Below are 13,793 nucleotides of genomic sequence, written 5' to 3' on the forward strand. Positions count from 1 at the left end.
CGTTCAGTCGCTAAGCTGAGCTAACGACAATCAGGCAAACTTCTTCTGGACTTCTGCCGACACGTTGGCCGGCGCTTCCGCGTAGTGCGAGAACTGCATCGTGAAGGTCGCGCGCCCCTGGCTCATGGAGCGCAGGTTGTTCACGTAACCGAACATGTTCATGAGCGGCACCATCGCGTTGATCACGTTGGCATTGCCGCGCATGTCCTGGCCCTGGATCTGGCCACGACGCGAGTTCAGGTCGCCGATGACCGAACCGGTGTAGTCTTCCGGGGTCACCACCTCGACCTTCATGATCGGCTCGAGCAGAACCGACTTGCCCTTCTGCAGCGCCTCGCGGAAAGCCGCGCGAGAGGCGATTTCGAAGGCCAGTGCCGACGAGTCGACGTCGTGATACTTGCCGTCGACCAGCGACACCTTGACGTCGACCACCGGGAAGCCGGCAACGACGCCCGCGCCCAGCACGCTCTCGATGCCCTTTTCGACGCCGGGGATGTATTCCTTCGGAACCGCACCACCGACGATCTTGGATTCGAACACGTAACCACCGCCCGGCTCGTTCGGCTCGACGATGATCGACACTTCAGCGAACTGACCGGTACCACCGGTCTGCTTCTTGTGGGTGTACTTGACCTCGGCGTTCTTGGTGATCCGCTCGCGGAACGCCACCTGCGGCGCGCCGATATTGGCATCGACCTTGTAGGTCCGCCGGAGAATGTCGACCTTGATGTCGAGATGGAGTTCGCCCATGCCCTTCAGAATGGTCTGGCCGGACTCCTGATCGGTCGACACGCGGAACGACGGATCCTCCGCCGCGAGCTTCGCCAGCGCGACGCCCAGCTTCTCCTGGTCGGCCTTCGACTTCGGCTCGATCGCGATCTCGATGACCGGCTCCGGGAATTCCATCTTCTCCAGGATCACCTGGTGGGACGGATCGCACAGCGTGTCACCGGTGCGGGCTTCCTTGAGACCAGCGAGAGCGACGATGTCGCCGGCATAGGCCTCCTTGATGTCCTCGCGGTTGTTCGCATGCATCAGGAGCATGCGGCCGATACGCTCCTTCTTCTCGCGCGTCGAGTTCACGACGCCCGTGCCCGAGCTCAGGATGCCCGAATAGATGCGGCAGAAGGTGATCGTGCCGACGAACGGGTCGTCCATGATCTTGAACGCGAGCAGAGCCAGCGGCTCCTTGTCGTCCGCCTTGCGCACGACCTCGTTGCCGCGGTCGTCGGTGCCCTTGATCGCGGGCACGTCGAGCGGCGACGGCAGATAGTCGACGACGGCGTCGAGCAGAGGCTGCACGCCCTTGTTCTTGAAGGCCGAGCCGCACAGCACCGGGTAGAACGCGCCGGTCAGCACCGCCTTGCGGATCAGCCGCTTCAGGGTCGCCTCGTCCGGCTCGTTGCCGTCCAGGAAAGCAGCCAGAGCGTCGTCGTCGAGCTCGACGGCGGCTTCCACCAGCTTCTCGCGATACTCCTTGGCCTGATCGACCAGATCAGCCGGAATCTCGACATGGTCGAACTTCGCACCGAGCGCCTCGTCGTTCCAGACGATGGCTTCCATCTTCACCAGATCGATGCAGCCCTTGAAGTTGTTCTCGGCACCGATCGGCAGCTGGATCGCAATCGGCTTCGCGCCCAGGCGGTCGACGATGTCGGCCAGGCACTTGAAGAAGTCGGCGCCGGTCTTGTCCATCTTGTTGGCGAAGACGATGCGCGGCACTTTGTACTTGTCGCCCTGGCGCCAGACGGTCTCGGTCTGGGGCTCCACACCCTGGTTGGAGTCGAGCACGCAGACGGCGCCGTCGAGCACGCGAAGCGAACGCTCGACTTCGATGGTGAAGTCGACGTGGCCGGGCGTGTCGATGATGTTCAGGCGCTTGCCGTTCCAGAACGCGGTGGTGGCAGCCGAGGTGATCGTGATGCCACGCTCCTGCTCCTGCTCCATCCAGTCCATCGTCGCGGCACCCTCGTGCACTTCGCCGATCTTGTGGCTCTTGCCGGTATAATAGAGGATGCGCTCGGTGGTCGTGGTCTTACCGGCGTCGATATGCGCCATGATACCGAAATTACGGTAATCCTCGATGGCATGTTGGCGGGGCATGGGCTTGTTCCCTGATTTCCGTCGGTTTCGCCGTTACCAGCGATAGTGCGAGAAGGCGCGGTTGGCTTCCGCCATCCGATGCACGTCTTCACGCTTCTTCACGGCGTTGCCCCGGTTGTTGGAGGCATCGAGCAGCTCCGCCGAAAGCCGCTCGGTCATGGTCTTCTCGTTGCGGTCGCGCGCAGCCGAGATCAGCCAGCGAATGCCGAGCGCCTGCCGGCGGGTCGAGCGCACTTCGACCGGAACCTGATAGGTCGCACCACCGACGCGGCGCGAGCGCACTTCGATCGTCGGCATGACGTTATCGAGCGCCTGCTCGAACACCGTCAGCGGGCTCTGCTTGGTCTTGGACTCGATGAGACCGAACGCACCGTAGACGATACCTTCGGCGACCGACTTCTTGCCGGCGTACATCACCGAATTCATGAACTTGGTGACGATGATGTTCCCGAACTTCGGATCCGGAAGCACTTCACGCTTTTCGGCTGAATGGCGACGCGACATGTGATCTGTTCCCGCTTTATCTCGAACGTCTTACTTCGGACGCTTCGCGCCGTACTTCGAACGGCGCTGCTTACGGTTCTTGACGCCCTGGGTATCCAGCACGCCGCGGAGGATGTGGTAGCGCACGCCCGGCAAGTCCTTGACGCGGCCGCCGCGGATCATCACCACCGAGTGCTCCTGCAGGTTATGGCCCTCACCCGGGATGTAGCCGATCACCTCGAAGCCGTTGGTCAGGCGCACCTTGGCGACCTTACGAAGCGCCGAGTTCGGCTTCTTCGGGGTCGTGGTGTAGACGCGCGTGCAAACGCCCCGCTTCTGCGGCGACTGCTGCAGCGCCGGCACCTTCTTGCGCGACTTCTGCACTTCGCGCGGATTTGCGATCAGCTGGTTGATCGTCGGCATCTTGGCCTTCACCCTTCTCAACGTTCGAACGGAAACCGCGACCGGTTTCCGCAAATTCTGCTCGAGGTTCCCCGCCTCACCGGTCCGCCCTGCGCGAAAAAACGTCGCGCAAAGCGAAAGCGCGCCAACCGCTCATCACTGAACGGAAAGCGCTTGACGCCACAGAGGACCGCGATCACGACCTGTCAGCTTGCGCTGGAGGTCGGCTCACCGAGGTCATGCATCCGAATTTGGTCTCAAGAGAACGAGCTCGAGAGATCTAAAATCGTTCTGGCAGTGCCTAGCTATAATCGACAGCGTTTGAGCGGCATTCGTCGAGGTTGGTGCCCGTCCCGCCCGTTTCGGGGTGGTCTGGGTGATCCGTACCGACGCTAGCGAAGCTCACCGCCTGTCGTTGAGTGGCCGCCTTTTATAAGCGGTAAATATCCAAGTCAAGCAAAACGACGCCGCAGGTGCGCAAAGAAGCGCTTCTGACCGCTACGGTTTCCGCTCCGACCACGACTCGCGCCCGAGGTATCGGCAGACCGTGCCCTTGCGTGGGACCCCGGCAAACCGCCCCTCTATGCCCCGGCACAATGTTCCGAAACATTGAAGATAAGGCTTTTTTCGGGTTTCGGGGCCAAGGATGGCGCGCTGACGAGGCGCCCGAGTGACCCAATATACCGACATCGCGATCATTGGCGGCGGCCTGGCCGGCTCGATCACGGCTGCCATGCTCGGAAAGGCCGGCATCTCTGCGATTCTCGTCGATCCCCGCGCCGTCTACCCGCCCGACTTTCGAATCGAAAAGATCTCGGGCGCCGAGCAGATCGCCCGATTCCGGCGCACCGGCGTTGCCGATCAGGCGCTGCGCCAGGCGACGCTGGCCAGCGAGAACTGGATCGCCCGATTCGGTCATGTCCTGGACAGGGCACCGGTCCAGCAATACGGCATCACTTATGACGCGCTGGTGGCGGCCGTACGCGGAGAGATCCCCGGCTCCGTCGCGCGAATCGTAGCCAAGGCCGTGGCCATCAGCCCGAGCGAGGAACGCCAGCTGGTCGTGCTCTCCAGCGGGCAGACGATCTCGGCCCGTCTGGTCGTGCTCGCCAACGGGCTGAACGTCGGGCTCCGCCACCTGCTGGGAATCACGCGCAAGATCATCAGCCCGGCCCATTCCATCTCGGTCGGCTTCGATGTGATGCCGATCGGCCGTCCAGCCTTCCCGTTCCCGGCCATGACCTACTTCCAGGAACGGGCCAGCGCGCGCGTTCCCTACATCACCCTGTTCCCGATCGGGGACCGAATGCGGGCCAACCTGTTCGCCTATCGCGAGGTCGATGATCCATGGCTGCGCGCCATCCGCCGCAGCCCGGTCGCGATGCTGGATGCGGCCCTACCCGGCTTGAGGCGGATCACCGGCGACTACACGGTCGGCGGCGAGGTCAAGGTGCGGCCGGCCGACCTCATCATCAATAGCGGCACCCGCATGCCGGGCGTCGTGCTCGTCGGTGACGCGTTCTGCACCACCTGCCCCGTGACCGGCACCGGCTCCGACAAGGTGTTCACCGACGTCGAGCGCCTCTGCAACGTCCATATCCCGCGCTGGCTGGCGACTGAAGGTATGACGGAGGCCAAGATCGGAGCCTTCTATGCCGATCCCGCCAAGACCGCCTGCGATGCATGGTCGCTCGACAACGCCCAGCATTTCCGCTCCGTCTCGATCGAGACCGGGCCCTATTGGCTGGGCCAGCGCTGGGCGCGGTTTGCAGTCTCGCTGGGGCGCGGCGTGCGGCACCGGCTGACCGCGCCGAGCGGACCGCTCAGCGCCTATTCCTCGTCATCATCGTCATCATCATCATCATCATCGTCGTCGCTGTCGTCGTCCGCCTGATCGAGCCGGCTCGGCTGACGGCCCTGGTCGTCCCACAGCTTGCGATAGACGCCATTCTTGGCCAGCAGCTCGGCGTGGCTGCCGCGCTCGATCGCCCGTCCCCCGGAGATGACGATGATCTCGTCCATCTCGACCACTGACGTCAGCCGGTGGGTCGACCAGATCATGGTGCGCCCCTTGGCAACCTTGAGCAGCGTGCGGTTGATCGCGGCTTCCGTGGTCTGGTCGAGCGCCGATGTCGCCTCGTCGAGCAGGAGCACGGACGGATTGCGGATGATGGCGCGCGCGATCGCGATGCGCTGGCGCTGGCCGCCGGACAGCGTGTCACCGCGCTCGCCGACGAGCGTGTCGTATTTCTGCGGCAGGCTCATGATGTAGCGGTGGATCTCGGCCTTCCTCGCGGCCTCCTCGACCTCCGCGTCGGTCGCGCCCTCCTTGCCGAGCCGGATGTTTTCGCGCAGCGACATGTTGAACAGCATGTTGTCCTGGAACACCACGGCCATGCTGCCGCGCAGCGAATCGCGCGTCACTTTCCGGATGTCGACGCCATCGATCGTGACCCGCCCATCGTCGGGCACATACAGCCGCAGAATCAGGTTGAGCAGCGTGCTCTTGCCGGAGCCCGAGGGACCGACGATCGCGATCCGCTTGCCAACGTCCAGCCTGAGGCTGAGATTGTCGAGCACCGGCGTCTCGCTGCCCTCATACTGAAAGCTGACGCGCTCGAAGGTGATGTCGTGACTGATGCGTGGCAGATCCGGCGCGCCCGGCCTGTCGGCGCCCCGGGTCGGCTCGTCCAGGAGCTCCTGCATGTGGCGGATCGCGGCCGCCGAGGAGATCGAGACCGGGAGGAAATGCATGACGTGGGCGATGTTGTAGGACACCTCCCAGAACGCGCTCTCGAAGGTCACGAAGGTGCCGATCGTGATCTGGCCCTTGGTGGCCAGATAGGCGCCGAGGGCGAGCACGACCAGGTGCAGCAGCAGCACGGCGATAGTGACGGTGCGTTCGACCATGGTCGAGAGGAACATCGCGTCCGCAATCTTCCGCCGCGCCTCGTCGTTGCGGAAGGTGAACCAGCCGAACACCTTGCGATGCAGGCTGAAGGCCTTGATGACCGCCTGCGCCGCGACGTTCTCCTGGATGACGCCGAGCAGCGACGCCTCGTTGAGCTTCTGCTCGTAATTGGCCTGCACCGCCTTCGGCGTCAGGATGCGCGGGCCGATCAGGGTGATCGGAAACACCAGGAGCGCGATCACGGCGAGCTGCCAGTTCAGGAACAGCATCAGGATGATGCCGGCAATAAGCTCGAGGAGCGGCAGCGCGGCACTGTTGGCGAAGGTCTTGACCACACCCTCGAAGGCCGACATGTCGACCGAGAAGCGCGACAGGATCTCACCGCGCTTGGTGCGCTGGAAATAGGCCGCAGGCAGGTTCTGCACGTGATCGAACAGACGCGTGCGGACGTCGGAGATGACGCAGGCCGCAAGGCGCGCGTCCCACCGCTCGTAAACGACGGCAACGATCGAGGTGAAGATGCCGGCCGCGGCCAGCACCCCGAGGATCCGATAGAGCGCCTCGAAATCCTCCTCGCCGAGCGCGTCGTCGATCAGGAACTTCAGGCTGAGCGGCATGATGACGTTGAACAGCGTCTCGATCAGGACGCCGATCGCCACCAAAGCCATCATCTTCTTGTATTTGGCAAGCAGCGGCGAGACGAAGCCGTAGATGGTGGCAAGCGCGCCGGCGGCCTCGCGGGCCGTATAGACGACGAGTTCCTCGTCGTCGTCATCATCGTCGAGATCGAGGTCGGCCTCTTCGCCGTCCTCCTCCTCGTCGTCATCCTCATCATCGACGGCTGGCGCCTTGTCGGCGGTTGGCGCCTTCGTCGTCCCGGGTTTTGGAACCGCGGGCTTGGCCGCCGCCGGCTGGCCCGTCCGCCGCATGTCCAGATCATCAGCAGGATCAACTGCCGAAGCGGACTTCCGATTTTCCGGCACTGAAGATTTGGGCGCCATGCAACGAACCGATCCTGCACGGCCAGCATGACCGTCACGGATTAAAGCGGCCCGGCTTTAACATCTGTGTCTGCCTGCCGCCAGCATTCTCGCGACACGGCGCCGCACCGGCTCCGACCACGGCGCGCCGCTGTCGCGCAATCAGCACAGTCGGTGAGTTTCGGAGCGCGACTGGGAGCGACGACGCACCGTCCCCGCCTAGTCCTCGTCGTCCTCGATCTTGTCGAAGAAGGAGTAGCGCAGGCTGTCCGCGTCCGCATACCACTGGCCCGGCCCCTTGTTGGCCGCGAGCGTCGCGGCCCATACCTCGTCGGTACAGTCGCGGCGATGCATTGCGAGATCGAAGCCGTTGCCGAAGAACAGCTCCGACCACTCCCACCAGGTGCCGAGCTTCTTGACACCGCGCAGCAGGTCGTAGCGGTCGACGAGCGCCGGCGCCATGTCAGAGGTGATCGAGCCGAACACCAGGCCGGTCTTGACCACGCGATTGAGCTCACGAATCGCTCGCGCAACCTGTTTGTCGCCGAGGTGGCAGAGGCTGGTCTCGAAAACGAAGTCGAACTCGCCGGCCTTGAACGGCATGTCGATGATCGAGCCGAGCTTGTTGTACTTCCTGAGCGCCTTGGGCGTCTTGCCGTGGATGTAGCGGTTGTTCTCGATGCCCCAGGCGTCGATTCCACGCTCGCGCAAGGCGCCCACCAGCTCGCCGCTGGCGGAGCCGGCCACCAGCAACTTGTAGCCTTTGCCCTTGTTCCAAACGATCTTGATCAGATTTGTCAGGTAATCCGGGTCCGTGAAGTGCGCCCAAGCCTCGCTGTAGGGGCCCTGCCCGCGATAATTGTCGAAATAGCCACGATCGATCTTGTCCGACAGCGGCGTCTCGGCCTGCGAACGGGCACGGCGCAGCCGCATCATCTCGGTCAGGATGATGTCGGTCGCGGCATCGGACGAATCGAGTAGCCCGTTCAGCGTCGAATCGAACAGATAGTCGCCGACCACCACGATCCCAGGATGCTCCTTGGGCTCGGGCCGGTGATTCGTCATCACGTCGCGCGCGGGCAATCCGCCAGGGAGCGCATTCACCGACGACAGCCAGCGATGGATCCTGCCTTCCATGAAATGCGCCCGCGCATCGCCCAGCGCCGCGGGGAGCGACTTCAGCGCGGCCTCGATCAGCTCCTCGTCCGAGAGGTTGGCAAAGGCCAGCGCGTCGGAGCCGGCGATGAGCCAGTTCAACACACCATGCTTGCCGACGTCGTGGCGCGAGCCCTCATTGTAGATGCAGCAGCCGCCGAAGGCCTCGGACATGAACCAGGAGCCGGGAATCTTATCGCCCCAGAACGGCGCGTCGAACAGGATCGAGACGCGCAGGTAGTGCGCGGGACGGTCGAAATAGGCGACGTGCTTGACCATCGACTTGCGCAGGCCCTCGCCCTCCCAGCCGACGGTCGACAACCAGGAATGCGGCAGACAGATCAGCACGAGATCGAACTCGCGCGTCTCCGGTCCCTTGCCGTTCATCATGTTGAGCCGGTAGCGGCCGGAGTCCGTCTTGCCGACGCGGAGCACGCGATGATTGAGCTGGATGTCGGCGTCAACCTCGGAGCGGAGGCACTCGATCAGCTGCTCGTTGCCGTTCTGGATCGAGTACAGGCCGATATAGTTGTCGATATCCATCACGAAGTTCTTGAGCGCATTGAGCCCGTTGGTGTTGTGCGCCTCGGTTGCGAGGTCCGAGCGTGACATCACCTTGAAGAAGCGCTTCGCCGTGGGATCCTCGACCTCCTTGTCGAGCAGTTCCTCGCAGGTGACGAACGCCCACGGGTGCTCGTTGTCGTGGGCGCCGACACCCTCATAGTATTGGACCGGTGACATCACCTCGGTGCAGCGCTTGCGAAACGCCTCGACCGCCGCCGCCGTTTTCGGCCCGTATTTGCGGCGCAGCCCGGGCACGTCGTCGAGTAGCTCGCCATCGAGCTGAACCTGCAGCGCGTCCATTGGAATGGTCTGCAGGCCGAAATGCTGGATCAGCTCACGCAGCGGATCGGGACCGGTCATCGAGTAGTCGTAGATTTCGGCGACGCCAGCCTCGTACATGGCCGGTGCACTGTCGAACTTGCGCGTGACGATCTTGCCGCCAAGCCGATCGGACGCTTCGAAGATCGTCACCTTGCAGAGATCGCCGAGTTTGCGCCTCAAATACCAGGCGCTCATCAGGCCGCCGGGACCGCCACCAACAATCGCAAGGTCAAGCATCGAAGTTCCGCTATCTCCGGTCGTCCACGACGTCGCCGGTCTTCCATGTCACGGGTCCCGCCACCCTGGGGCTCGATCGGCCATAGCGTAACCGGTTCGCACAGCGTTTGCGCTCGAGCAAATCGGCGCATCATCATTGCCGTCGACGGAAATCACTTCGGCGTATCAGATCATCCCAAAAGCGCCTCTGTCCCTGAAGGGAAGATGAACAACGGGGCTGCAGCGCGGCAACAGGAGAAGAAAATGTCAAAAAAAGGCCGGCAAGCGCCGGCCTTTTCTATGGTCGATGAACGTACGGCAGACCCCGGCACCGTTCCGGGTCCGCCGTCGACGTCCGTTTACTCCGCCGGCGGCAGCGCCAGAGGCTGAGGCTCGGGCTGCGACGGCACGATCGGCGTCTGCTTCTCGCGCTCGTCCAGAATCAGCTTGTCGCGCTTCAACGCGACTTCGCGGATACGGGCCATCGAGGCGCCGGTGCCGGCCGGGATCAGACGACCGACGATGACGTTCTCCTTCAGGCCTTCGAGCGGGTCGATCTTGCCGTTGACCGCCGCCTCGGTGAGGACGCGGGTGGTCTCCTGGAACGACGCCGCCGAGAAGAACGACCGGGTCTGCAGGCTCGCCTTGGTGATGCCGAGCAGAACCGGGGTGCCGGTGGCGGGCTTCTTGCCCTCCTCCTTCGCCTTCGCGTTGAGCAAGTCGAACTCGATCTTGTCGACCTGTTCGCCCGAGATCATGTCGGTGTCGCCCTGGTCGGTGACCTCCATCTTCTGCAGCATCTGACGGACAATCACCTCGATGTGCTTGTCGTTGATGAGCACGCCCTGCAGCCGGTAGACCTCCTGGATCTCGTTGACCAGATAGGCCGCGAGCTCCTCGATGCCCTTGATCGCCAGGATGTCGTGCGGCGCCGGGTTACCTTCGACGATGAAGTCACCCTTCTCGACGATATCGCCATCCTGCAGATGGATGTGCTTGCCCTTCGGGATCAGGTACTCGCGCGCCTCCTCCGTCTTGTCGACCGGCTCGATCGAGATGCGACGCTTGTTCTTGTAGTCGCGGCCGAACCGGATGGTGCCGGCGATCTCGGCGATGATCGCAGCATCCTTCGGCTTGCGCGCTTCGAACAGCTCCGCCACCCGCGGCAGACCGCCGGTGATGTCGCGTGTCTTGGCGCTTTCGGTCGAGATACGAGCAAGAATGTCGCCCGACTTGATCGTCGACCCGAGATCGACCGACAGAATGGCATCGACCGACAACATGTACCGGGCATCGCCGCCACGGGCGAGCTTGAGCACCTTGCCGTCCTTGCCCTTGACCACGATCGCCGGGCGCAGATCGGCACCACCGCGCGAACTGCGCCAGTCGATGACGACGCGTTTCGCAATACCGGTGGACTCGTCGAGCGTTTCCGAGATCGACTGGCCCTCGACCAGATCCTCGAACCCGATCGTGCCCTCGGCCTCCGACAGCACCGGACGGGTGTACGGATCCCATTCGGCAATGCGCTGGCCGCGCTTGATCATGTCGCCATCGTCGACATGCATGCGCGAACCGTACTGGATACGGTGCGTCGCACGCTCGGTGCCGTCGGGGTCGACGACCGACACGACCATGTTGCGGACCATCGCGACCAGGTGCCCCTCGCTGTTGCGGGAGATCGCCTTGTTCTTGATGGCCACCCTGCCTTCGAAGTTCGATTCCACGAAGGACTGCTCGTTCAGCTGCGCCGCACCGCCGATGTGGAAGGTGCGCATCGTCAGCTGGGTGCCGGGCTCACCGATCGACTGCGCGGCGATGACGCCGACAGCCTCACCGTGGTTGACCGGCGTGCCGCGCGCGAGGTCGCGGCCGTAGCACATCTTGCAGATGCCGTTGACCAGCTCGCAGGTCAGCGCCGAGCGGATCTTGACCTCCTGGACGCCGGCCTGCTGGATGGCGTCGACATGGCTCTCCTCCATCAGCGTGCCGGCCTTGACCAGCACGTTGTTGGTCGCGGGATCGCGCACGTCATCGCAGGGCACGCGGCCCAGGATGCGCGAGCCGAGCGAGGCCACGACCGTGCCGGCATCGATGATGGCGCGCATCTTGATGCCGAGATGGGTGCCGCAATCGTCCTGCGTGATGATGCAGTCCTGCGCGACGTCGACCAGACGGCGAGTCAGATAACCCGAGTTCGCGGTCTTCAACGCCGTGTCCGCGAGGCCCTTGCGGGCGCCGTGGGTCGAGTTGAAGTACTCGAGCACCGAGAGGCCTTCCTTGAAGTTCGAGATGATCGGCGTCTCGATGATCTCGCCCGACGGCTTGGCCATGAGGCCGCGCATGCCCGCGAGCTGACGCATCTGGGCCGGCGAACCACGCGCACCGGAATGGGCCATCATGTAGATCGAGTTGATGTCCGCATCGGCGCCATTGGCGTTCTTCTTGGTCGAGGAGATCTCCTTCATCATCTCCTTGGCGATTTCCTCGGTCGCCTTCGACCAGGCGTCGACGACCTTGTTGTACTTCTCGCCATGGGTGATCAGACCGTCATTGTACTGCTGCTCGAAATCCTTCGCCAGCGTACGGGTCGTGTCGACGATCTTCCACTTGCCCGCCGGCACGACCATGTCGTCCTTGCCGAACGAGATGCCTGCCTTGAAGGCGTTGTAGAAGCCGAGCGCCATGATGCGATCGCAGAAGATCACCGTCTCCTTCTGGCCGCAGTGACGGTAGACCTGATCGATCACGCCGGAGATTTCGCGCTTGGTCATCAGCTTGTTGATGATCTCGTACGAAATGCGGGTGTGCTTCGGCAGCACGTTGCCGAGCATCACGCGGCCCGCCGTGGTCTCGATCCAGCGCCTGGAGACCTTGCCGGTCTCATCCATGCCATCCCAGCGATACTTGATCTTGCTGTGGAGGTGGATGACCTTGGCGTGCAGCGCATGCTCGAGCTCGGCCATGTTGCCGAACTTCATGCCCTCACCGTTCATGCCTTCGCGCAGGATCGAGAGATAGTACAGACCGAGCACGATGTCCTGCGACGGCACGATGATCGGCTGACCGTTGGCCGGGTGCAGGATGTTGTTGGTCGACATCATCAGCACGCGCGCTTCCAGCTGCGCTTCGAGCGACAGCGGGACGTGCACGGCCATCTGGTCGCCGTCGAAGTCGGCGTTGAAGGCGGCGCAGACCAGCGGGTGCAGCTGGATCGCCTTGCCCTCGATCAGCACCGGCTCGAAGGCCTGGATGCCGAGGCGGTGCAGGGTCGGCGCGCGGTTCAGGAGCACCGGATGCTCGCGGATGACCTCGTCCAGGATGTCCCAGACCTCGGGACGCTCCTTCTCGACCAGCTTCTTGGCCTGCTTGACCGTCGTCGACAGACCCTTGGCGTCGAGCCGCGAATAGATGAACGGCTTGAACAGCTCGAGCGCCATCTTCTTCGGCAGGCCGCACTGATGCAGGCGCAGCTCCGGACCGACCACGATCACCGAGCGGCCGGAATAGTCGACGCGCTTGCCGAGCAGGTTCTGGCGGAAGCGGCCCTGCTTGCCCTTCAGCATGTCGGCGAGCGACTTCAGCGGACGCTTGTTGGCGCCGGTGATGACGCGACCACGGCGGCCGTTGTCGAACAGCGCGTCGACGGCCTCCTGCAGCATGCGCTTCTCGTTGCGGATGATGATGTCCGGCGCGCGCAGCTCCATCAGCCGCTTCAGGCGGTTGTTGCGGTTGATGACGCGGCGGTAGAGATCGTTGAGGTCGGAGGTCGCAAAGCGGCCACCGTCGAGCGGCACCAGCGGCCGCAGATCCGGCGGGATCACCGGGACCACGGTCATGATCATCCATTCCGGCTTGTTGCCGGAGTGACGGAACGCCTCGACGATCTTCAGGCGCTTGGCGAGCTTCTTGTGCTTGATGTCGGAGTCGGTCTCCTGCATGTCGGCACGCAGCGTCTGCTCGAGCTTCTCCAACTCGAGGCCGCGCAGCAGCTCGCGGATCGCCTCGGCGCCGATCATGGCGGTGAAGCTGTCCTGGCCGTACTCGTCCTGCGCCTTCAGATACTCGTCTTCAGACAGCAGCTGGCGGTCCTTCAGCGCGGTGAGGCCCGGCTCGAGGACGACGTAGTATTCGAAGTAGAGGATCCGCTCGAGATCCTTCAGCGTCATGTCGAGCAGCAGGCCGATGCGCGACGGCAGCGACTTCAGGAACCAGATGTGCGCGACGGGGGCTGCGAGCTCGATGTGGCCCATGCGCTCGCGCCGGACGCGCGACAGCGTGACCTCGACCGAGCACTTCTCGCAGATGATGCCCTTGTACTTCATCCGCTTGTACTTGCCGCACAAGCACTCGTAGTCCTTGATCGGCCCGAAGATGCGGGCGCAGAACAGGCCGTCGCGCTCGGGCTTGAAGGTGCGGTAGTTGATGGTTTCCGGCTTCTTGATCTCGCCGTAGGACCATGACAGAATCTTCTCTGGCGACGCAATCGAGATCCGGATCTGGTCGAAGACCTGAGCCGGCGTCGTCGGATTGAAGAGATTCATAATTTCTTGGTTCATCGTATTCTCCTCGCAGGCCGATCGGGGGTCGGCCGCAAATTCGAAGATCTCTTGCAGGCGACGCCCTGTCCTGACCCGCGGAGAAGGCGCCGGCACCCG

At 63.4% G+C, this 13,793-nt stretch carries 7 protein-coding genes; 1 reads left to right on the forward strand and 6 read right to left on the reverse strand.

What is annotated here, in order from left to right:
• Positions 1-30: 30 nt before the first annotated feature.
• From fusA to rpsL, 3 genes are read right to left on the reverse strand one after another with little or no spacing between them, the layout of a single operon-like run.
• Entirely contained in the window at positions 31-2,103 is a 2,073-nt protein-coding gene (gene fusA, locus LQG66_RS09230) for an elongation factor G (protein ID WP_231325642.1), read from the reverse strand.
• A gap of 33 nt (positions 2,104-2,136) precedes the next feature.
• The gene (gene rpsG / locus LQG66_RS09235; RefSeq protein WP_231325644.1) at positions 2,137-2,607 is read right to left on the reverse strand and encodes a 30S ribosomal protein S7; all 471 of its coding nucleotides are present in this window, start codon (positions 2,605-2,607) and stop codon (positions 2,137-2,139) included.
• A 30-nt stretch (positions 2,608-2,637) separates the two neighbouring features.
• A complete protein-coding gene (rpsL, locus tag LQG66_RS09240; protein ID WP_006611834.1) occupies positions 2,638-3,009 on the reverse strand; it encodes a 30S ribosomal protein S12 in 372 nt (123 codons plus the stop codon).
• 649 nt (positions 3,010-3,658) lie between these two features.
• Here rpsL and LQG66_RS09245 point away from each other — a divergent pair.
• A complete protein-coding gene (locus LQG66_RS09245) occupies positions 3,659-4,882 on the forward strand; it encodes an FAD-dependent oxidoreductase (RefSeq protein ID WP_231325646.1) in 1,224 nt (407 codons plus the stop codon).
• On the opposite strand, the gene LQG66_RS09250 is transcribed toward LQG66_RS09245, so the two are convergent.
• The 3 genes from LQG66_RS09250 to rpoC form a co-directional block, all read right to left on the reverse strand.
• Positions 4,819-6,828: an ABC transporter ATP-binding protein gene (locus tag LQG66_RS09250; protein ID WP_425601299.1), complete on the reverse strand. Its 2,010-nt coding sequence runs from the start codon at positions 6,826-6,828 to the stop codon at positions 4,819-4,821. The genes LQG66_RS09245 and LQG66_RS09250 overlap by 64 nt on opposite strands.
• A gap of 270 nt (positions 6,829-7,098) precedes the next feature.
• Positions 7,099-9,156: an FAD-dependent oxidoreductase gene (locus LQG66_RS09255; RefSeq protein ID WP_231325651.1), complete on the reverse strand. Its 2,058-nt coding sequence runs from the start codon at positions 9,154-9,156 to the stop codon at positions 7,099-7,101.
• Between the two features lie 338 nt (positions 9,157-9,494).
• Positions 9,495-13,694 carry a DNA-directed RNA polymerase subunit beta' gene (rpoC, locus tag LQG66_RS09260; RefSeq protein ID WP_231325662.1) on the reverse strand — a complete coding sequence of 1,400 codons (4,200 nt, stop codon included), beginning with the start codon at positions 13,692-13,694 and terminating at the stop codon, positions 9,495-9,497.
• Between the last annotated feature and the right edge of the window lie 99 nt (positions 13,695-13,793).

The organism is Bradyrhizobium ontarionense (assembly GCF_021088345.1).
Taxonomy (GTDB): Bacteria; Pseudomonadota; Alphaproteobacteria; order Rhizobiales; family Xanthobacteraceae; genus Bradyrhizobium; species Bradyrhizobium ontarionense.